General features: G+C 73.9%; 18 protein-coding genes. 12 read left to right on the top strand and 6 right to left on the bottom strand.

Annotated elements, in window-relative coordinates; translation table 11 throughout:
* Nucleotides 1–33: 33 nt before the first annotated feature.
* A complete protein-coding gene (locus BJP25_RS12300; RefSeq protein WP_075975000.1) occupies nt 34–867 on the bottom strand; it encodes an enoyl-CoA hydratase/isomerase family protein in 834 nt (277 codons plus the stop codon).
* Between the two features lie 121 nt (nt 868–988).
* On the opposite strand from BJP25_RS12300, the gene BJP25_RS12295 reads away from it, so the two are divergent.
* Together BJP25_RS12295 and BJP25_RS12290 are read left to right on the top strand one after the other, a co-directional pair.
* Nucleotides 989–1,375, top strand: a complete 387-nt coding sequence (locus BJP25_RS12295) for a winged helix-turn-helix transcriptional regulator (protein WP_075974999.1) — start codon at nt 989–991, stop codon at nt 1,373–1,375.
* 80 nt (nt 1,376–1,455) lie between these two features.
* A complete protein-coding gene (locus BJP25_RS12290) occupies nt 1,456–2,292 on the top strand; it encodes an SDR family oxidoreductase (RefSeq protein WP_075974998.1) in 837 nt (278 codons plus the stop codon).
* Here the strand turns inward: BJP25_RS12290 and BJP25_RS12285 are convergent.
* Genes BJP25_RS12285 through BJP25_RS12275 form a run of 3 tightly spaced genes read right to left on the bottom strand, consistent with a single transcriptional unit; the run spans nt 2,289 to nt 4,785 of the window.
* Nucleotides 2,289–2,945, bottom strand: a complete 657-nt coding sequence (locus tag BJP25_RS12285) for a 3-oxoacid CoA-transferase subunit B (protein WP_075974997.1) — start codon at nt 2,943–2,945, stop codon at nt 2,289–2,291. The two genes, BJP25_RS12290 and BJP25_RS12285, sit on opposite strands and share 4 nt — an antisense overlap.
* The gene (locus BJP25_RS12280) at nt 2,942–3,601 is read right to left on the bottom strand and encodes a 3-oxoacid CoA-transferase subunit A (RefSeq protein WP_075974996.1); all 660 of its coding nucleotides are present in this window, start codon (nt 3,599–3,601) and stop codon (nt 2,942–2,944) included. The genes BJP25_RS12285 and BJP25_RS12280 overlap by 4 nt, the downstream gene beginning before the upstream one ends.
* Entirely contained in the window at nt 3,601–4,785 is a 1,185-nt protein-coding gene (locus BJP25_RS12275) for a thiolase family protein (RefSeq protein ID WP_075974995.1), read from the bottom strand. The genes BJP25_RS12280 and BJP25_RS12275 overlap by 1 nt, the downstream gene beginning before the upstream one ends.
* 83 nt (nt 4,786–4,868) lie before the next feature.
* Here BJP25_RS12275 and BJP25_RS12270 point away from each other — a divergent pair, with 83 nt between their 5' ends.
* On the top strand, nt 4,869–5,804 hold the full coding sequence (locus BJP25_RS12270) for a LysR family transcriptional regulator (RefSeq protein WP_084793934.1): 936 nt from the start codon (nt 4,869–4,871) through the stop codon (nt 5,802–5,804).
* Nucleotides 5,801–7,009 carry an MFS transporter gene (locus BJP25_RS12265; RefSeq protein ID WP_075974993.1) on the top strand — a complete coding sequence of 403 codons (1,209 nt, stop codon included), beginning with the start codon at nt 5,801–5,803 and terminating at the stop codon, nt 7,007–7,009. Before BJP25_RS12270 ends, BJP25_RS12265 begins: the two co-directional genes overlap by 4 nt.
* A 40-nt stretch (nt 7,010–7,049) precedes the next feature.
* Here BJP25_RS12265 and car read toward each other — a convergent pair whose 3' ends face one another.
* Complete coding sequence (gene car / locus BJP25_RS12260; RefSeq protein ID WP_084793933.1) at nt 7,050–10,424, bottom strand: carboxylic acid reductase; 3,375 nt, start codon at nt 10,422–10,424, stop codon at nt 7,050–7,052.
* Between the two features lie 216 nt (nt 10,425–10,640).
* Between car and BJP25_RS12255 the strand changes: the two genes are divergently transcribed.
* Nucleotides 10,641–11,378 (top strand): class I SAM-dependent methyltransferase, encoded by a 738-nt coding sequence (locus BJP25_RS12255; RefSeq protein ID WP_075974992.1) that lies wholly within the window; start codon nt 10,641–10,643, stop codon nt 11,376–11,378.
* Nucleotides 11,379–11,601: 223 nt separating this feature from the next.
* Nucleotides 11,602–12,942, top strand: coding sequence for a hypothetical protein (locus BJP25_RS12250; RefSeq protein WP_143219031.1), 1,341 nt, complete (start codon nt 11,602–11,604; stop codon nt 12,940–12,942).
* Nucleotides 12,943–12,972: 30 nt separating this feature from the next.
* Here BJP25_RS12250 and dapA read toward each other — a convergent pair whose 3' ends face one another.
* Nucleotides 12,973–13,866, bottom strand: a complete 894-nt coding sequence (gene dapA, locus BJP25_RS12245) for a 4-hydroxy-tetrahydrodipicolinate synthase (RefSeq protein ID WP_075974990.1) — start codon at nt 13,864–13,866, stop codon at nt 12,973–12,975.
* Nucleotides 13,867–13,964: 98 nt separating this feature from the next.
* Between dapA and BJP25_RS12240 the strand changes: the two genes are divergently transcribed.
* The 6 genes from BJP25_RS12240 (at nt 13,965) to BJP25_RS12215 (ending at nt 19,683) form a co-directional block, all read left to right on the top strand.
* Nucleotides 13,965–14,858 carry a LysR family transcriptional regulator gene (locus BJP25_RS12240; protein ID WP_075974989.1) on the top strand — a complete coding sequence of 298 codons (894 nt, stop codon included), beginning with the start codon at nt 13,965–13,967 and terminating at the stop codon, nt 14,856–14,858.
* Nucleotides 14,859–14,979: 121 nt separating this feature from the next.
* Nucleotides 14,980–15,498: a YlcI/YnfO family protein gene (locus BJP25_RS12235; protein WP_075974988.1), complete on the top strand. Its 519-nt coding sequence runs from the start codon at nt 14,980–14,982 to the stop codon at nt 15,496–15,498.
* 271 nt (nt 15,499–15,769) lie between these two features.
* A complete protein-coding gene (locus BJP25_RS12230; RefSeq protein WP_075974987.1) occupies nt 15,770–16,615 on the top strand; it encodes a DUF4097 family beta strand repeat-containing protein in 846 nt (281 codons plus the stop codon).
* A gap of 26 nt (nt 16,616–16,641) precedes the next feature.
* Nucleotides 16,642–17,592, top strand: coding sequence for an ATP-binding cassette domain-containing protein (locus BJP25_RS12225; RefSeq protein WP_075974986.1), 951 nt, complete (start codon nt 16,642–16,644; stop codon nt 17,590–17,592).
* The gene (locus BJP25_RS12220) at nt 17,589–18,413 is read left to right on the top strand and encodes an ABC transporter permease (RefSeq protein WP_075974985.1); all 825 of its coding nucleotides are present in this window, start codon (nt 17,589–17,591) and stop codon (nt 18,411–18,413) included. Before BJP25_RS12225 ends, BJP25_RS12220 begins: the two co-directional genes overlap by 4 nt.
* A gap of 172 nt (nt 18,414–18,585) precedes the next feature.
* Nucleotides 18,586–19,683, top strand: coding sequence for a cytochrome P450 (locus BJP25_RS12215; protein WP_143219030.1), 1,098 nt, complete (start codon nt 18,586–18,588; stop codon nt 19,681–19,683).
* Nucleotides 19,684–19,790: the final 107 nt, after the last annotated feature.

Below are 19,790 nucleotides of genomic sequence, written 5' to 3'. Positions count from 1 at the left end.
GGGTTGGGGTTAAAGGAGTGGGGTGGGGTGGGGTCAGGCGACCAGGGTGCGGAGCAGGGTCTCCAGGTCGTGTTCGCCGTCGCGGGTTTGGGCGCCGTGGGTCAGGCCTGCTCGGATGAGGTGTTCGGCTGCGGGGCGGGCGATCTGGCCTGCCCAGGCGTCGTGTTCGCGGAGGTAGCCCGCGGTGAGGTCGGTGGGGGTGATGGCGCGCTTGGCGGCGGCGATGACGCCGTCGGGCAGGGCGGCGATGTTGTGGGCGAGGCGGTCGACGAAGGCGTCGAGGTGGTCGGCGGGGATGGCGCGGTTGACCCAGCCGTAGCGCTCGGCGGTGCGGGCGTCGTGCAGGTCGGCGCCGAGCACGACCTCCAGGGCGCGGTTGCGGCCGATCCGGTCGGCGAGGTACTGGGTGCCGCCGCCCCCGGGGACGATGCCCATGAGGGCCTCGACCTGGCCGAGCCCGGCGCGGTCGACCGCGGCGAAGGCCATGTCGGCCGCGGTGACGAACTCCGCGCCGCCGCCGCGGGCCACACCGGCGAGCTTGACGATGGTGACCTGGGGTTGGTGGCGGAGCAGTTCGCCCAGGGACTGGAAGACGTTGACGCCCTCGGGGGTGTCCGCCGCGAGGTCGTCGAAGGCGTCCGGGGCGTCGACGAGGGTCATGTCGACGTGGGCGATGAAGAAGTCCGGGTCAGCGCTGTCGAAGACGATCACCCGGGCCGAGTCGTCGTCGCGGAGCCCGGTCAGCAGCCGTCGGAGGTCGGCCATGAGGGCGACGTCGAGGACGTTGACGGGCGGGTTGTCGAGGGTGACGCGGACGATGCCCGCCTCGTGGCCCACTCGCAGGGTCGCATAGGCGTCGTGGTGCACGGGGTCTCCAGTCGGTACCTGTCAGGCGGCTAAGTTCCTGATGCATACCTAGACTGGGACGGTCGCTGCGCGGCGTCAAGAACGCACTCTCGGGATCGCAAGGATCGTGGAGGATACCGACATGGCCACCGCACGCCCCGCCCCGGACACCGACGTCGTGTTCCGGGTCGACTGCCCCAGCCGCCCGATCCTGGACCAGATCGCGGACAAGTGGTCGATGATGGTGATGGCCGTCCTGGAGGAGCCCCACCGGTTCAACCACATCAAGCGCCGCCTGGAAGGCGTGACCCAGCGCGTGCTGACCCAGACCCTGCGCCGCCTGGAGCGCAACGGGATGATCGAGCGGCGCGTGCTGCCGACCTCACCCGTCGGGGTGGAGTACTCCCTCACCCCGCTCGGCGCGTCCCTGCGAGAACCCTTCGGCCACCTCTACGACTGGACGACAGCCCACGCGGAGGAGATCCAGGACTGCCAGCGGGGCTACGACCAGCGCCACGGCACCGGGTGACGTGGTCCGCAGGCCGACCCTGCGCGGGTGTGGGCGGGGTGGGAGGGTGAGCGAGGCGTTGGGCGAGGTTGGGAGTCGGGATGTCCTCTGTGATCGCGGTGACGGGTGCCACGGGGCAGTTGGGTGGGCGCGTTGCCCGGCGGTTGGCGCAGAGGGGGGTGGCGCAGCGGTTGGTGGTCCGGGACCGGAGCCGGGCGCCTCGATTGGACCTGGCCGAGGTCGTCGAGGCCTCTTACGCCGACTTCGACGCGGTGCGGGGTGGGCTGGAGGGGGCGGGGACGGTGTTGATGGTGTCCGCTTCGGAGGCGCCGGATCGGGTGGAGCAGCACCGGATCTTCGTGGACGCGGCTGTGCGGGCGGGGGTGCGGCACATCGTGTACATCTCGTTCTACGGCGCTGCTCCGGATGCGACCTTCACGCTCGCCAGGGACCACTGGGGGACCGAGCAGCACATCCGGGACAGCGGGGTGGGGTTCACCTTCCTGCGGGACAACCTCTACGCCGACTTCACGCCGCAGCTGGTGGGGGAGGACGGGGTGATCCGGGGGCCCGCGGGCAGTGGCCGGGCGGCTGTCGTGGCCCAGGACGACATCGCTGACGCGGCGGTGGTGGTGCTGGGCGACCCCGCCGCGCACGAGGGGGCGACGTACTCCCTCACGGGGCCGGAATCGCTCAGCCTCACCGACCTGGCCGCGACGATCACCTCGGCCACGGGGCGGCCCGCGTCTTACTCGCCGGAGACGGTGGAGGAGGCCTATGCGTCGCGGGCGGGGTACGGCGCGCCGGACTGGCAGCTCGACGCGTGGGTGTCCACCTACACCGCCATCGCCGCCGGGGAGTTGGCTGGGGTGACCTCGCACGTCTCGGACCTCACGGGCCGCCCTGCCACCAGTTTGGCGCAGTTGCTCGCTTCCTAGGGCACCAACGCGGCCGTCAGCGGTACGTCGAGCCGGGCGGCCAGTTCGTCGGTGGTGGTGCCGAAGACCTCGCGGACGACGACGCCGTCCTGGCCGAGGTCGAACACGGCGAGGTCGGTGTAGACCCGGGACACGCAGCCGACGCCGGTCAGCGGGTAGGTGCAGGACGGCACCAGCTTGGGTGAGCCGTCCTTGGCGAACAGCTCCATCACCACGAACACGCGCTTGGCGCCGATCGCGAGGTCCATCGCCCCGCCGACGGCCGGGGTGGCGTCCGGGGCGCCGGTGTGCCAGTTGGCCAGGTCGCCGCCCGCCGACACCTGGAACGCGCCGAGCACGCACACGTCGAGGTGGCCGCCGCGCACCATGGCGAACGAGTCCGCCTGGTGGAAGTAGGCGGCGCCGGGCAGCTCGGTCACCGGCACCTTGCCCGCGTTGGTCAGGTCGGGGTCGACCTGGTCGCCGTGGGCCGCGGGGCCCATGCCGAGCATGCCGTTCTCGGTGTGCAGCACCACGCCCGAGCCGGGCGGCAGGTGGTCGGCGACCAGGGTGGGCAGCCCGATGCCCAGGTTGACGTAGGCGCCCGCCGGGATGTCGCGGGCCACCAGCGCGGCCAGGTCGTGCTTGTCCAGCGGTCCGCTCCCGGTGCTCACGCGACCACCACCCTGTCCACGTAGATGCCCGGGGTCACGACCGACTCCGGGTCCAGCTCACCGACCTCGACGACCTGGGACACCTGCACCACCGTCGTGGTGGCCGCGGTGGCCATGACGGGGCCGAAGTTGCGCGCGGTCTTGCGGTAGACGAGGTTGCCCACCCGGTCGGCCTTGTGCGCCCCGATCAGGGCCACGTCGCCGCGTAGGGCGTACTCCAGCACGTGCGTGCGCCCGTCGATCTCGCGGGTCTCGCGGCCCTCGGCCAACGGCGTGCCGACGCCGGTGGGGCAGAAGAACGCGCCGATGCCCGCGCCCGCCGCGCGCATCCGCTCCGCCAGCGTGCCCTGCGGCACCAGGTCCAGCTTGACCTCGCCCGCCCGGTGGAGCCCCTCGAACACCCACGAGTCGGCCTGGCGGGGGAACGAGCACACCACCTTGCGCACCCGGCGGGCGGCCAGCAGCGCGGCCAGCCCGGTGTCGCCGTTGCCCGCGTTGTTCGACACCACCGTCAGCTCGCGGGCGCCCTGGTCGATCAACGCCTCGATGAGCGCCACGGGCATACCGGCCATGCCGAACCCGCCGATGAGGACGGTGCTGCCGTCCTGGACGCCTGCGACCGCGGCCGCGGGGGACGCGCAGACGGTGACCGCCATCAGCGGGCCGCGTTCTCCAGCACGACGGCGAGCCCCTGGCCGACGCCGATGCAGATGGCCGCGACGCCCCACCGCTCGCCGCTCTCGCGCAGGCGGTGGGCCAGCGTGCCCAGGACCCGGGCGCCCGAGGCGCCCAGCGGGTGCCCGATGGCGATGGCGCCGCCCTTGGCGTTGACCAGCTCGGCGTCGGCCAGGCCCTGCTTGAGCCAGGCGTCGACGCACACCACCGACTGCACGGCGAACGCCTCGTTCAGCTCCACCGCGCCGACCTGGTCCCAGGTGACGCCCGCCCGCTCCAGCGCGCGGTTGGCCGCCTCCACCGGGGCGTAGCCGAAGCGCTGCGGCTCCAGCGCGAACGCGCCCCGGCCCGCGACCCGGGCCAGCGGGTCGATGCCCAGACCCGCGTCCGCGCTGCCGAGCAGCAGCGCCGCCGCCCCGTCGTTGAGCGGCGAGGCGTTGCCCGCGGTGATGGTGCCGTCCTGGCGGAAGGAGGGCTTGAGCTTGGCCAGCTTCTCGGCCGAGGAGCCGGGGCGGATGCCCTCGTCGCGCGCGAGGTCGTCCAGCGGGACCACCAGGTCGTCGTAGAAGCCCGCCTCCCAGGCCGCGTGCGCGGCGTTGTGCGAGCGCGCGGCGAACTCGTCCTGCCGGTCGCGGCCCACGCCGAACTCCGCCGCCAGTTCCTCGTTGCACTCACCGAGGCTCGCGGTCCACTCCACCGGCATCCGCTCGTTGGTGAACCGCCAGCCCAGCGCGGTCGACACGGCGGTGACGTTGCCCGCCGGGAACGCCCGCGACGGCTTGGGCAGCACCCACGGCGCCCGGGTCATCGACTCGACCCCACCCGCGACCACCACGTCGGCGTCGCCGGTCTCCACGGTGCGCGCGGCCGCCATCGCCGCGTCCAGCGACGACCCGCACAGCCGGTTCACCGTCGTGGCGGGCACCGACGTCGGCAGCCCCGACAGCAGCACCGCCATCCGGCCCACGTTGCGGTTGTCCTCGCCCGCCTGGTTCGCGCACCCCCACACCACGTCCCCGATCCGGGCCGGGTCGAGGTCGGGGGCCTTGGCGAGGACCCCGGTGAGCGCGGTGGCGGCCAGGTCGTCCGGCCGGTGCTCGGCGAGCGCGCCTCTGAAGCGGCCGAAGGGCGTCCGGGCGGCGGCGTAGAGGTAGGCGTCGGTCACGACCTCGACGGTAGGGAGCTGGACCGATCATGTCCAAGTCTCAGTGCGTATCGACTGATAAGCCACACCGATAAGCTGTGCTCGTGGAGCTGCGCACGGTCCGGTACTTCCTGGCGCTGGCGGAGGAACGCCACTTCGGCCGGGCGGCCGAGCGCGCCCACGTGGCCCAGCCCGCGCTGTCCCAGCAGATCAAGCAGCTGGAGGCCGAGCTGGGCGCCCGGCTCTTCGAGCGCTCCACCCGCCGGGTCGAGGTCACCGAGGCGGGGCAGCGGTTCCTGCGCCACGCCCGGCGCGTCGTCGACGCCGTGGACCGGGCGGTCGACGACATGGCGGCGCTCGCGGCGGGGTCGGTGGGCCGGGTGTCGGTGGGGTTCGTCGGCACCGCCACCTACGACGTGCTGCCCCGCCTGTCCCACCTGGTGCGCACCGAGCTGCCCGGGGTCGACCTGCGGGTGCGCGGCGAGCTGCTGACCCCCGACCTGCTCGACGGGCTCGTGGCGGGCGAGTACGACCTGGTGCTGGTGCGCCCGTCGCCGCGCGCGCTGCCCGCGGTGCGGCAGGAGCCGCTGCGGTCGGAGCGGCTGGTGGCCGTCCTGCCCGCGGCGCACCCGCTGGCCGGGGACGACGACCTGGACCTGGCGCGCCTGGCGGGGGAGGCGTTCGTCGTGCACCCCTCCGGCGACCGCTCGTCGATGCACCGGCGCGTGCTCGACGCCTGCGCCGCGGCGGGCTTCCAGCCGCAGGTGCACGAGGTCGGGGAGACCGCGACGCTGGCCGTGCTGGTGGCGGCGGGGCTGGGCGTGGCGCTGGTGCCGGAACCGGTGCGCAGCCTCGGCCTGCACGGGGTCCGCTACGTGCCGCTGCGCGACCCGCTCTCGATCGATCTGCTGCTGGCCCGCTCCACCGAGCGCACCTCCGCCGCCGTCGACCGCGTGGCCCGGCTGATCCGCGCCGCCACCGCGGGCGGGACCCGGGATAGCGTCGGGGGCCCGACGCCGCCGACGGAAGAGCAGCCGTGACCCACCCCGCGCAACGACGGATCGTCACCGTCCTGTTCTTCTCCCAGGTGCTCAGCGGCGCGGGGCTGGCCGCGGGCATCACCGTCGGCGCGCTGCTCGCCCAGGACCTGCTGGGTTCCACCAGCCTCTCCGGCGTGCCCTCCGCGCTGTTCACCGGCGGGTCGGCGCTCACCGCCGTGCTGGTGGGGCGCCTGTCGCAGGCCCGGGGCAGGCGGGCGGGGCTGACGGCGGGCTACCTGGCGGGCGCCGCGGGCAGCGCCGGGGTCATCACGGCCGCCGCCGTGGACAACCCGGTGCTGCTGTTCGCCTCGCTGTTCGTCTACGGCGCGGGCACCGCCACCAACCTGCAAGCCCGCTACGCCGGGGCCGACCTCGCCACACCGGGTGAGCGGGCGCGGGCGGTCTCGACGGTGCTGGTGGCCACCACGCTCGGCGGCGTCGTGGGTCCCAACCTGGCCGCGCCCACCGGTCGGGTCGCCCGCGGGCTGGGGTTGCCCGACCTCGCCGGGCCCTTCCTGCTGGCGGGCACCGCCTACGTGCTGGCTGCGGTCGTCCTCGCGGTGTTCCTGCGGCCCGACCCGCTGCTGCTGGCGCTGAGCGAGCACCGCGCCGCCGCCATGGCGAACCCCGAACCCGAGCCCGCGGCCCAGACGGGGCCGGGGGTGCTCGCGGGCGCGGTCACGATGGTCGTCACCCAGCTGGTGATGGTCGCGATCATGACGATGACCCCGGTGCACATCCACGACCACGGCCACGGGACCGCGGCGGCGGGGGTGGTCATCGCCGTGCACATCGCCGCCATGTACCTGCCCTCGCCGCTGACCGGGATCCTGGTCGACCGGGTCGGGCGCACCGCGCTCGCCACCGCCTCCGGGGTGACGCTGCTGCTGGCCGGGGTGGTGGCGGCCGCGGCACCCGCGGACTCCGTCGTCGTGCTGGCCACCGCCCTGGCGCTGCTGGGGCTGGGGTGGAACTTCGGGCTGGTGGCGGGCACCGCCATGATCACCGACGCCGTCCCGCTGGCGACCCGGGCCAGGACCCAGGGCGCGGTCGACGTGGCCATCGCCGTCTCCGGCGCGACCGGGGGCGTCGCCTCCGGCCTGGTGATGTCGGCCGCGGGCTACGCCACCCTGGGGCTCGTCGGCGGCGCGCTCGCCCTGGCCCTGCTGCCGGTGCTGGCGGCCTCCCGGGCGCGCACGCCGTGAGGCCGGGTGGCCGCGCCCCGCGCGCGGCCACCCGGTCGGCTCACAGCAGGCCCAGCGACTTCAGGTCGTCGGCGTACTTGGTGATCAGCTCCGCCGACAGGTGCGGGATCTCCCCGCCGCGGGCGCGCACCGCCTCGTGGAAGTGCGGCGCGGGCACCACCGAGCCGTCCACCGCGGGCGACGGCGCGGCGAAGGCGTGCAGCAGCGGCAGCAGCGAGTGCTGGCGCCGGTGCTCGGGCAGCGCGCGCAGCGCGGTCTCCAGGCGCGACACCCACTCCTGGTAGTCCTCGACGCGGTGCAGGGTGTGCCCCGCCTCGACGAGCCAGTCGACGAACGTGTCCAGCGACAGCCCGTCGGCGTGCGGGTTGAGCACGTTGTAGGTCTCGTGCCCGGCCACCGCGCCCCAGGCCAGGTCGGTGATCACCTCGGCGGTGAAGTCCACCGGCAGGCCGTCGTAGTGCGCGGGCCCGCCGCCCGCGTAGAACGACGCCGGGGCCAGGCCGGTGACCAGGACGCTGAACAGCAGGCGGGTGAACATGTCCGGCACGTTGAGCTGCCCGGTGTAGCGGGTGTGGGCGAGGATCATGTCCGACCGGAAGGTCCGCACGGGCAGGCCGAAGGCCTCGTGCGCCTCGCGCAGCAGCACCTCGCCCGCCCACTTGCTGGTCGAGTACCCGTTGGCGTACCCGCCGTCCACCCGGCGCACCGGGCTGGTGGTGCGGATGTCGTCGACCTCGGTGATGGCCGGGTCGTCCAGCACGCCGACCGTGGACAGGTAGGTGATCGGCTTGACCCGGTGGGTCAGCGCGAGGCGGATCAGCTCGGCGGTGCCGACGACGTTCGGGCCGAACAGCTGGTCGTAGGGCAGCACGTGGTTGACCAGCGCGGCCGGGTGCACCACCAGGTCGACGGTCTCGGCCAGCCGCTTCCAGTCCTGTTCGGACAGTCCGAGGTCGGCGTCGCCGATGTCGCCCGCCAGCACCTCCAGGTGCTCGTCGGCGAGCCGGTGGTAGGTGGCCAGCAGGTCGGGGTCGCCGGTGTCGAACGCCTCGTCCAGGCGGGCGCGGGCGGCGGCGTCGTCGGCGCCGCGCACCACGCAGACCAGCGTGCCGCCACTGGCGTCGAGCCTGCGCAGCCACTCCAGGCACAGGAACCGGCCCAGGTAGCCGTTGGCCCCCGTCAGCAGGACGGTGCGCGGGGTCGCGGTCGCGCGCGGTAGGGACGCGGCCGCGGCGAGGGTGTCGGCGTCGAGGAACTTCTCCAGCGTCAGGTCCGCGGCGCGGACCTGCTCGGCGCCCGCGCCGTGCACGGTGGCGGCGGTGGGCCGCGTGCCGCCGTGCGAGCGCTCGGCCTCCACGTGCGCGGCGATCTTGCGCAGGGTGTTGGCCGGGCTGACCACCACGCCGACGGGCACCTCGACCCCGAACAGCTCGCGCAGCAGGTTCGAGAAGGTCAGCGCCGAGAGCGAGTCGCCGCCCAGGTCGGTGAAGCGGGCGTCGGGGGAGATGTCGGTGCTCGCCCGGCCCAGCAGCGCCTGCGCGGCCTTGCCGACCGTCTCCAGCACCGGCGCGTCGGCGGCGCCCTCGCGCAGCGCCCGCAGGTCGTCGACCTCGTTGCGCGCCAGGGTCTCGTACAGCTCCTCCAGCCGCGCGCCGTAGTGCTCCTTGAGCCGGGGCCGCAGCAGCTTGCGCACGTCGGAGAGCAGGCCGTTCTCGGTGCTGAACGGCTCGGTCTCCACGATGAGGTCGCGCGGCACCTCGTACGGGTTCAGCTCCGCCTCGGCCGCCACCCGCTGCAACGACTCCAGCAGCCGCGGCCGGAGCTGGTCTGCGGGGGTCGAGGCCAGCGCCTCCGGGGTGGGGACGACGACGGCGAGCAGGTACGAGCGCTCGCTGCTGCCGTGCACGTAGACCTGGCGCACCATAGGGCTGCTCGCGAACACCGCCTCCAACCGCGACACCGCCACGAACTCGCCCTGCGACAGCTTGAGCACGTTCTTGCGGCGGTCGACGTAGACCAGGGTGTCCGGCGCGGTCTCGGCCATGATGTCGCCGGTGCGGTAGAAGCCGTCCTCGTCGAAGAACTCGGCGTTGAGCTCGGGCCGCTTGTAGTAGCCGGGGATGATCGTCCGCGTCCGCACCAGCAGCTCGCCGCGGGGGTGCGGGCTGTCGGTGGTGAAGTAGCCCAGCTCGGGGACGTCGACGAGCTTGTAGTCGATCACCGGCGGCCGCGACACCTTGTGGTCGATGGTCAGCGCGCCCGCCTCGGTGGAGCCGTACCCGTCGTGCAGCTCCACGCCCAGGCTGTTCTCCACGAACGCGGCCATCTCCGCCGACAGCGGCGCGGTGCCCACGGTGACCCGCCGCACGCGCCCGCCGACCCACTGCTCGCGCAGCTCGCGGCGCACCACCGCCGGGTCGACCCCGCGCCGGTCCACCTCGGAGCGGAACCGCTGGTGCAGCATGTCGCAGATGCGCGGGACCAGGATCAGCTCGGTGGGGGCGGCCAGCGCCATGTCCTCGAACAGCGTGGAGTGGTCGCTGCGCGCGGCGAACTGGGCGGTGCCGCCGCGGGCGAAGGTGCTCAGCAGCGTGACCCGGCCCGCGAGGTGGCTCATCGGCATGTAGTTGAAGCTGACCAGGTCGTCGTCCTCGTCCTGGGTCCAGCGCCAGGTCCACAGGCCCGCGACCATGCTGTCGGTGTAGATCGCGCCCTTGGGCGTCCCGGTGCTGCCGGAGGTGTACACCAGCATCGCCAGCGCGTCCGGGGCCACGTCCGGCTCGGCGGCGCGCGGCAGCCCCGCGCCGCGCTCGCGCACCTCGTCGAGGGTGGTCAGCTCCACGCCCGCCGCGGCCAGGCGCGCGCGGGCGTCGTCCACCACGGCCCGCTGGGCGTCGACGGCGGGGTTGTGGTCGAACACCACGACGCGCCGCACGCAGCCGGTGGCCAGCACCACCTCGACCGCCACGGGCAGCCGCTCGGTGCTGCTGGCGAGCACCACGGCCTCGACCTCGGCCACGATGGGCGCGAGGTTCGCTGCGGTGGCGCTGGCCTGCAGGGGCACCTCCACCGCGCCGACCCGCGCGCCCGCCAGCGCCAGGGCCGCGTAGTCGCCGCTGATGAACCCGACCGTGGCGAGGAACCCGCCCGCGCGCAGCGCCCCGTGGTCGGCCCACTCGGCGGCGATGTCCTCGGCGTCGGCCCACAGCTCGCGGTAGGTGCGCGTGCGGTGGGTGTCCAGCAGCCGCTCGGTGGTCTCCCCGGTGGCCGGGTCGGTCACCGCCTCCCGCTCCCGCTCGGCGATCGCGGTCCGGTCGGCGAAGCGCTCCACCGCCGCCCGTGCGGTCTCCAGCAGTCGCGGCGCCGGGTCACCCGCCCGGTGATCCTGTGCACCCGTCTGCGGAACCGTCGTCATCGCGCACCCCTTCCTCGGTGGTCAGCCCCAGATGGTTGTCTGTGCTAACTAAAAAGTACGCCCGGTGATGGGGTGATCACGCGCCCAACCGCTGTGACCCTGCTGACACGCTGCGTGATTGCCGCGTTCCGGACAATCCGGCGAAACCGCAGATCAGCAGCGTGCGCCCGGAAAACCGGTGGACGACGAGCACTGCGGGTGACGAGGGTGAGACGCATGCGACAGGAAGACGTCTGGGACGTCGAGACCGCGCGGCGCTACGACACCCCCGGGGAGGGGATGTTCGCGCCCGAGCTGCTCCACGCCACTGTGGACAGGCTGGCCGAGCTCGCCGGGGGTGGGCGGGTGCTGGAGTTCGCCATCGGCACCGGCCGGGTCGCGGTGCCGCTGGCCGCGCGCGGGGTCGACGTCACCGGGATCGAGCTGTCCCGGCCGATGGTCGACCAACTGCGGACCAAAGTGGACGAATCGGCGGTGCCGGTCGTGCTGGGGGACATGGCCACCGCCCGCGCGCCGGGGCAGTACGCGCTGGTGTACCTGGTGTTCAACACCATCTCGAACCTGCTGGAGCAGGACGAGCAGGTGCGCTGCTTCCGCAACGCCGCCCGCCACCTGCTGCCGGGCGGGCGGTTCGTGGTGGAGCTGGGCGTGCCGGACCTGCGGTCGCTGCCGCCGGGGCAGGACGCGGTGGTGTTCCACAACGCCGACGGCTACCTCGGCGTCGACACCTACGACGTGCTCCACCAGCGCTTGGTCTCGCACCACTTCACCTTCGGCGAGGGCAGGCAGGCGCGCGTGGGGCGCAGCCCGCACCGCTACGCCTGGCCCGCCGAGCTCGACCTCATGGCCCAGCTCGCCGGGATGGCCCTGGAGAGCAGGCACGCCGACTGGACCGGCGGCGCGTTCACCGCCGAGTCCGGGTCGCACATCTCGGTGTACCGCCTGCTCGCGTGAGGCCACCCGTTTGCGAACAAGCCTCGACAAAAGTCTTCACGGCGGTACCCTGATCTTCTGGTTCCGCTGACGCGACTCGAACGGTGGGGGTATCGCGATGGTTCGGCGTAGCGCAGTCGTGCTGCTGGTCGCCCTTCTGGGTGGTCTGGGGTTGGCCCTCCCAGCAGGTGCCGTGCCCGCTGCGGGAAGTGGGGCGCGTGCCACGGCGGCGGGGCAAGTGGTCGTGACCGCCACCCCGCGCTATGCCCTGGATGTGAGCCTGTCCGCAGCGCTCAGCGACAGCACCGGGGTGTTGCAGCGGGTGCGTGTCGACTACGGCGACGGTTCGGGGCCTGTTGTGGTGCAAGGGGATCCGGAGAACCCAAGCAACGTGTTGACCGCCGCGCACACGTATCCGGCGCTGGGCAGCTACCGCATCACGGTGGTCGTGGACGCCACCGGCGAGGTGGTCACGACCCCCTTCGTCACCGCGGGTCTGGGGTTCGTCCCCGTCGGGCCGACGCGCGTGTTCGACACGCGGTCCGGGGCGCCGATGGCGCCGTCGAGCACAACGCGCGTTCGGGTGGCGGGCATCAACGGGATCCCCGCCGACGTGGCGGCCGTCGCGGTCAACCTCACCGCGACCGACACCGCGGCGGGCGGGTTCCTGACCGCTTACGTCCCGGGCACCGTTCGCCCGCCCACCTCCAACGTGAACTTCGTGCGGGGGCAGACCGCGCCCAACTTCACCGTGGTCGCGGTCAGCGGTGGCCAGATCGAGGTCTTCAACGGCAGCCCCGGCACCACCGCCCTGGTCGTCGACGTCCTCGGGGTCTTCACCCACGCACCCGGCACCGCCCCGAACCATGGTGGCCTCAATCGCGTCCTTGACACCCGCAACACCGGCGGGCCCATCGCAGCGGGCACCAGCCGTTCGGTGAAACTGGCCGACAGGGGCGACGTCCAAGCCGTGGTCAACCTGACCGTCACCGCCGGCTCCGGCAGCGGCTACCTCGTCGCCCACGCGGGCGACGCCCCCCGCCCCGCCACGTCGAACCTCAACTTCGGCGTCAACACCACCCGCAGCAACCTCGCCATCGTCCGCCTCGCCCCCGACGGCACCATGCGCCTGCACGCCTCAGCCACCACCCACGTCCTTGTCGACGTCGTCAGTCTGCTCGAACCGAGCAGCAGCAAAGGCTACGTCCCCATCACCCCGGTCCGGACCCTCGACACCCGCACCGACAAAGCCATCCCGCCAGGCGGCGAGATCCAGGCATATACCTTCACCGACGAGATGCTCGAGGATCCCCTCAGCCGGCACTCGATCCCCCTGGTCACCTACACCGTGACCGGACCGACCAGCGACGGATGGCTCCGCCACCGTTCTGACGTCGGCGGCTCCGGGCAGTGGTACAACGGCGCCCACCTGAACTTCAGCCCTGGCGAGACCATCGCCAACACCGTCCTGCCCCCACACTCCCACGGGTCCCACCCACCGTTCGTCCTCAACTCGGGCTTGATCACCAACGCCAGCGGCGGAACCACACACCTGGTCACCGACGTGCTGGGCTACTTCGCCTGACCCCCCCAACCATGGCTTTCAAGGCAGTCCCTAGGCGGGGACGGCGGGGGTGGCCAGCGCGCCGCGCAGCCGCTCCAAGTGCTCCGGCGGCGACTCCAGCAGGGGCAGCCGCACGGCGGGGTGGTCGATCACGCCGAGTTCGGCCAGCGCTGCCTTCGCCATGATCGCCCCGGACGAGGTGCGCATCAGCGCCGCCACGAGCGGGATCAGGTCGTTGTGCAGCGAGCGGGCGGCGGTGAGGTCGTGCGCGCGCACCGCGGCGATCAGCGCGGCCGTCCGCTCGGCGGACACGTTGCCGACCACGCTGACGACCCCGGTGGCGCCGCAGGCCAGGTACGGCAGGTTCAGCTCGTCGATGCCGCAGTAGTACGCCAGGCCCGTCTCCGCCATCACCGACGTCGCCTCGAACAGGTCGCCCTTGGCGTCCTTGACGGCCAGCACGCGCGGGTGCCCGGCCAGCTCGACCAGCGTCGCCCGCGCCATGGCCAGGCCGGTCCTGGCGGGCACGTCGTAGAGCATCACCGGCAGCGCCGTGGCGTCCGCGACCGCCAGGCAGTGCGCGACGACACCCGCCTGGGTCGGCCGGGAGTAGTACGGGCACACCAGCAGCACCGCGTCCGCGCCCGCCGCCTCGGCCGCCCGGGCCCGCCGGACGCTCGTCGCCGTGTCGTAGCTGCCGACGCCCGCGGTGACCCGCGCCCGCCCGGCCACCCCGGTCACGACCGCGCGCAGAAGGCGGGTCGTCTCCTCGTCGGTCAGCGTGGGCGCCTCGCCGGTCGTGCCCGCGACGACGACGCCGTCGCAGCCGGTGGCCAGCAGGTGCTCGACCAGGGCGTCGATCCCGGCCTCGTCCAGCGCGCCGTCGGGGAGCATGGGCGTCACCATGGCCACGAGGTTGGTGCCGAAGAGCTGCGCAGCGGTCATGCACCCGATCTTCGAGGCCGCGACTGCCCCGGTCCAGCGATGCTTTCTTCGCGATACCGGACAGCGCTGCTTCACGGTCGGGCGGTTACCCTGCCCTGGTGATCGAGGTGGGCGCGCTGCGGGCGCTGCGAGCGGTGGCCGCGCTGGGCACGCTGGCCCGCGCCGCCGATGAGCTGGGGTTCACCGCCTCGGCGGTCTCCCAGCAGATCAAGCGGTTGGAGCGGCAGGTGGGCGTGCCCGTGCTCGCCCCTGCCGGGCGCGGCGTGGTGCTCACCCCCGCGGGCCGGGCCATCGTCGACGCGGCCCCCGAGGTGTTCCAGGCGCTGGAGCGCTGCGCGGAGGCCGCGCAGTCGGCGTCCACCGGGCTGCCGCGCGGGGTGCTGCGCGTCGTCGCCTTCTCCACCGGCATCCGCGGGCTGCTCGCCCCGGCGGTGGCGCGGCTGGCCGAGCGCCACCCCGACCTGCGCGTGGACATCACCGAGCAGGACCCCGACCAGGCGCTGCACAGCGTCGACGCGGGCACCGCCGACCTCGCCCTGGTGCACGACGCCGACGGCCTCCCGGTCGCCGTGGCGCCCACCTCGACCCGGCGCCACGTGCACACCGACACCGGCGACGTGGTGGTGCGCCACGACCACCCCCTCGCCCACCTCGACCGCCCGCTCACCGGCGCCGACCTGGCGGGCCACGCGTGGGTCACCAGCCCGCCGGGCACCGTGTGCCACCAGTGGTTCCGCCGGTTGTTCGCCGACGCGCCGCAGGCCCCGGACGTGCGCCACCTGATCGACGACTTCGCCACCCAGCTGTCCCTGGTGGACTCCGGCCAGGTCATCGCGCTCATCCCGCGCCTGGCCCGCCCGCCGCTGCACGACGGCCTGCGCGCGCGCCCGCTGAGCCGCCCGCCCCGGCGCGAGGTGCACGCCGCCTGGCGCCGCAGTGCCGACGCCAGCCCCGCCATCCGTGCCGTCCTGGCCGCCCTCGCCGAAGCTTGAGGACTGCTGGGCCACCCATCGTGGCTGGTCACGCCCAGCGGTGAGCCGCGATGGCAGCGAAATGGCACCACGTGTGCCACCAAGGCTTGTTGTGGTGCCACGTGTGTGCCATAGTGGTGCCATGGACCTGACGACGTACGTGAGCACCCTCGGCCGCGAGTTCGCCACCCTCGCCGAGGCCGGTGGCGACGAGGCCCGCGAGCTGGTCGAGCGCCTCACCGGGTCGCTCGAGTCCGCGATCCGGATGACCCTGCTGGAGGCGCTGTCGGCCGCGGCGGACGAGATCACCCGGGACCTGGCGCCGGGGTCGGTGGAGCTGCGCCTGCGCGGGCGCGACCCCGGCTTCGTCGTCACCCCGGCCGCGCCCGCGCCGTTCGACGCGGCGGAGGAGCACCCCTGGCCCGCCGTCGAGGCGGACGAGGTCGCGCCGATCCCCGAGGACGGGCCCGCCGCGCGCATCAACGTGCGGCTGCCCGAGCAGCTCAAGGCCGCCGTCGAGGAGGCGGCGGCCAAGGAGGGCCGCTCGGTCAACGCCTGGTTGGTGCGGGCCGCGGTCACCGCCCTGCAACGCCCCGAACCGCGCCCTGAGCCGCGCGCCGCCAAGCGCTCCCGCCAGCGCCTCACCGGCTGGGTCCGCTAGGCCGTGTTCCACACATCCCGCCACCGGCCCCCGCGTCCCCACCCGGCACCGTCCCCCACCTGACGCCACGGCCGCCTGTCCCGCCCGAGGCAAGCAGGCACAACGACGAACAACCTGACGCCGCGCCTCCGGGGGAAACAGGCCCCAGCAGGGACCGCGTCCGGCCGCACAGGCGGCCACCACACCACACCGCACCGCGCGCCCGCCGCGCGGCTCCCACCCGTGCCCGCGACCAGCGGCGACGGGGGTCCACCACCAGAGGGGAACAGCCATGCCCACGTTCGACACACCCGACCCGATCACCCTCGACCTCGAACTGGGGGTCGGTGACGTGCTCATCACCGCGGGCGACCGCGCCGACACCACCGTCGAGGTCCGCCCGAGCGACGCCGCCGAGGAGTCCGACGTGGACGCCGCGCGCCGCGTCCGGGTCGACCTCGCGGGCGGGGTGCTGCGGGTCAGCGGCCCCAAGATCCGCGCGTTCGACTTCTCCCGCAAGAGCCGCTCGGTGGAGGTGGTGGTGGAGCTGCCCAGCGGGTCCACCGTCGCCGCCGAGGCGCAGATGGCCAACATCCGCGCCACCGGGCGCCTCGGGCAGTGCCGGGTCAAGACGTCCATGGGCAACGTCGCGCTGGAGCGCACCGGCGCCCTGCGCCTGGACACGTCCACCGGGCACGTCACCGTCGGCGCCGTCGCGGGCGACGCCGAGGTCGCCACCGGTTCCGGCGCGGTCCGCATCGGCTCGGTCGACGGCGCGGTCGTGGTGCGCAACTCCAACGGCGGCACCGAGATCGGCACCGCGGCGGGCGACGTGCGGGTGCGCTCGGCCAACGGCGACATCCGCGTCGAGCGGGCGCGCGCCGCCGTGGACGCCAAGTCCTCCAACGGCTCGGTGCGCGTGGCGGAGGTCGCCCGCGGCTCGGTGGTGCTGGAGACGGCGATGGGCGACCTGGAGGTCGGCATCGCCGCGGGCACCGCCGCCTGGCTCCAGGTCGACACCGGGTTCGGCCAGGTGCGCAACCTCATGGACGACGCGGACCGGCCCGCGGCGTCCGACGAGACCGTCGAGGTGCGCGGGCGCACCTCCTACGGCGACATCACCATCCGCCGCGCCTGACCCCACCCGGACCCGAGGAGGGCCCCGTGACCACCAGCCAGACCCCCGCCGCCATCGCCGTGAGCGGGTTGCGCAAGTCCTACGGCGAGCAGGTCGTGCTCGACGGCGTCGACCTGACCGTCCCCCAGGGCACGGTGTTCTCCCTGCTCGGCGCCAACGGCGCGGGCAAGACCACCACCGTGCGCATCCTGTCCACGCTCGCCCGCGCCGACGGCGGCACCGCCCGCGTCGCCGGGCACGACGTGGCCGCCGAGCCCGACGCGGTGCGCGGCGCCATCGGCGTCACCGGCCAGTTCTCCGCGGTGGACACCCTGCTCACCGGCGAGGAGAACCTGTTGCTCGTGGCCGACCTGCTGCACTTGCCGAAGGCGCGCGGGCGGGCCAAGGCGGCCGAGCTGCTGCGCCGGTTCGACCTCACCGACGCCGCGGCCAAGCCCGCCGCCACCTACTCCGGCGGCATGCGCCGCAGGCTCGACCTCGCCATGACCCTCGTCGGGGACCCGCAGGTGATCTTCCTCGACGAGCCGACGACCGGCCTGGACCCGCGCAGCAGGCGCACCGCGTGGGCCACCGTCCGCGAACTCGTCGCCGACGGCGTGACCGTCTTCCTCACCACGCAGTACCTCGACGAGGCCGACGAGCTGGCCGACCGCATCGCCGTCCTCGACCGCGGCCGGGTGGTGGCCGAGGGCACCGCCGCCGAGCTCAAGCGCCGCATCCCCGGCGGGCACGTCCGGCTGCGCCTGGCCGACCAGGCCGCGGTGGACGCCGCGCTGGCCGCGCTGGGCGACGCCGCGCCCGACCGCGACGCGCTCACCCTGCGCGTGCCCAGCGACGGCGGCCTGCGCTCGCTCAAGGCCCTCGTCGACCGCCTCGACGACCGCGCCATCGCGGTGGCGGAGCTGTCCGTGCACACCCCCGACCTCGACGACGTCTTCCTGGCCCTCACCGACACCGAAGGGGTGGCCTCCCGATGAGCACCCTCGCCCCCGCGGCGCCGCTCGCCCGGCAGCCGCGCCCCCGCCCGCTGCGCGACTCCGCCACGATGCTGCGCCGCAACCTCAAGCGCATGCTGCGCTACCCGTCCATGACGATCACGCTGGTCGCGATGCCGGTGGTGTTCCTGCTGCTGTTCGTCTACGTCTTCGGCGGCGCGCTGGGCGCGGGCATCGCCGGTCAGGCGGGTGGTCGCGCCGAGTACGCCAACTACGTCGCGCCCGCGATCATCCTCATGACGATCACCTCCACCGTCCAGGGCACCGCCATCTCGGTCGCGATGGACATGGCCGAGGGCATCATCACCCGGTTCCGCACCATGCGCATCGCCCGCGCGTCGGTGCTCACCGGGCACGTGCTGGGCAGCGTCGTGCAGGCGGTGATCAGCCTGGCGTTCGTCATCGGCGTCGCGCTGCTGGTCGGCTTCCGGCCCGCCGCGGGACCCCTCGGGTGGCTGGCGGTGGTCGGCTTCCTGCTCGCGGTGACCTTCGCGCTGGTGTGGCTGGCGGTCGCGCTGGGGCAGGTCAGCGACAGCGTCGAGACGGCGAGCAACCTGCCGATGCCGCTGGTGCTGCTGCCGTTCCTGGGCAGCGGGTTCGTCCCCACCGACTCCATGCCCACCGCCCTGCGCTGGTTCGCCGAGAACCAGCCGTTCACCCCGATCATCGAGACCCTGCGCGCGCTGCTCGCGGGCACGCCCGCGGGCCCGCGGGGCTGGGTCGCCCTGGGGTGGTGCGCCGTGATCGCCCTCGGCGGCTACCTGTGGTCCAAGCGCCTCTACGCCCGCGAGTCCACCCGATGACGGCCCGGCGCTGACCGGACCGACCGACGCTGACCAGACCGAGGGGGAACCACACCATGCCGAACACGGGGACGACCGTCCTCCCAGGACTGCCGCTGGCCCGGCCCGCGGCCACCCGTTCGACCCGCCCGCCGAGCTGGCCGCAATCCGCGAGCGGCACCCGCTGGTGCGCATGGCCTACCCGGACGGGCACGTGGGCTGGCTGGTCACCGGCCATGCCCAGGCCCGCGCCGTGCTGGCCGACCCGCGCTTCAGCTCCCGCTACGAACTGCTGCACTTCCCGCTGCCCGGCTTCGAGGAGCTGGGCGCGCTGCCCCCCGCCCCGGTGGGGGACATGAGCGGGGTGGACGCGCCCGAGCACACCCGGTACCGCAGGCTGCTGGCGGGCAAGTTCACCGTCCGGCGGATGCGCCTGCTCACCGAGCGCACCGAGCGGATCGCCGCCGACCACCTCGACGCCCTGCGCCGCGGCGGCCCGACCGCCGACCTGGTCCGCGACTACGCCCAGCCCGTGCCCGCGGTCGTCATCTGCGAACTGCTCGGCGTCCCCTACGCCGACCGCGACTCCTTCGCGGGCCACGCGGTGACGGTCACCGACGTGGAGGCCCCGCTGGCCGACCGGGGCGCGGCGTACACGGCCCTGCAGGAGTACGTGGCGGGGCTCGTGCGGACCAAGCGCGCCGCGCCCACCGACGACGTGCTCAGCGACCTCACCGGCACCGACCTCACCGACGAGGAGTTGGCGGGCGTCGGCACCTTCCTGCTCGGGGCCGGGCTCGACACCACGGCGAACATGATCGCCCTGGGCACCTTCGCCCTGCTGCGCCACCCCGACCAGCTCGACGTCCTGCGCACCGACCCGTCCTCGGTGGACAGCGCGGTCGAGGAGTTGATGCGGTACCTGAGCATCCCGCACACCGGCGTCCGCTCGGCGCTGGTGGACGTCGAACTGGACGGGCGGCTCATCGCGGCGGGGGAGACGGTCACCCTCTCGCTCCAGGCCGCCAACCGCGACCCGCTGCGCTTCCCCGACCCCGACGCGCTCGACCTGCGCCGCAACGCCGCCGGGCACCTGTCGTTCGGCCACGGCGCGCACCAGTGCCTCGGCCAGCAGCTCGCCAGGGTGGAGATGCGGGTCGCCTTCCCCGCCCTGCTGCGCGGCTTGCCGTCCCTGCGCCTGGCCGTCCCCGCCGAGGACGTCCCGCTGCGCCCGGACCACCAGGGCATCCACGGCGTGCGGCGGCTCCCGGTCTCCTGGGACGAGCCGTGATCGGACCGCCGCCGCGCCCACCCGCGGACTCGGGCGGCGGGATCGCGAAGCACCACCTACTGTGACTGAGGTCACGGTTGGGGGCGCGTGACGAAGGCTCCGCCCGG

Source organism: Actinokineospora bangkokensis (assembly GCF_001940455.1).
In the GTDB taxonomy this organism is placed as follows: Bacteria; Actinomycetota; Actinomycetes; order Mycobacteriales; family Pseudonocardiaceae; genus Actinokineospora; species Actinokineospora bangkokensis.
Note: the sequence above shows the minus strand (reverse complement) of the source record. Positions and strands in the feature narration are given on the sequence as shown.

Bases quoted from the DNA above. Each gene is read 5' to 3' on its own strand.
- BJP25_RS12295 (WP_075974999.1), top strand. From the start codon at position 989: ATGGCCACCGCACGCCCCGCCCCGGACACCGACGTCGTGTTCCGGGTC.
- BJP25_RS12290 (WP_075974998.1), top strand. From the start codon at position 1,456: ATGTCCTCTGTGATCGCGGTGACGGGTGCCACGGGGCAGTTGGGTGGG.
- BJP25_RS12280 (WP_075974996.1), bottom strand. From the start codon at position 3,601: ATGGCGGTCACCGTCTGCGCGTCCCCCGCGGCCGCGGTCGCAGGCGTC.
- car (WP_084793933.1), bottom strand. From the start codon at position 10,424: ATGACGACGGTTCCGCAGACGGGTGCACAGGATCACCGGGCGGGTGAC.
- BJP25_RS12255 (WP_075974992.1), top strand. From the start codon at position 10,641: ATGCGACAGGAAGACGTCTGGGACGTCGAGACCGCGCGGCGCTACGAC.
- dapA (WP_075974990.1), bottom strand. From the start codon at position 13,866: ATGACCGCTGCGCAGCTCTTCGGCACCAACCTCGTGGCCATGGTGACG.
- BJP25_RS12235 (WP_075974988.1), top strand. From the start codon at position 14,980: ATGGACCTGACGACGTACGTGAGCACCCTCGGCCGCGAGTTCGCCACC.
- BJP25_RS12230 (WP_075974987.1), top strand. From the start codon at position 15,770: ATGCCCACGTTCGACACACCCGACCCGATCACCCTCGACCTCGAACTG.
- BJP25_RS12220 (WP_075974985.1), top strand. From the start codon at position 17,589: ATGAGCACCCTCGCCCCCGCGGCGCCGCTCGCCCGGCAGCCGCGCCCC.
- BJP25_RS12215 (WP_143219030.1), top strand. From the start codon at position 18,586: ATGGCCTACCCGGACGGGCACGTGGGCTGGCTGGTCACCGGCCATGCC.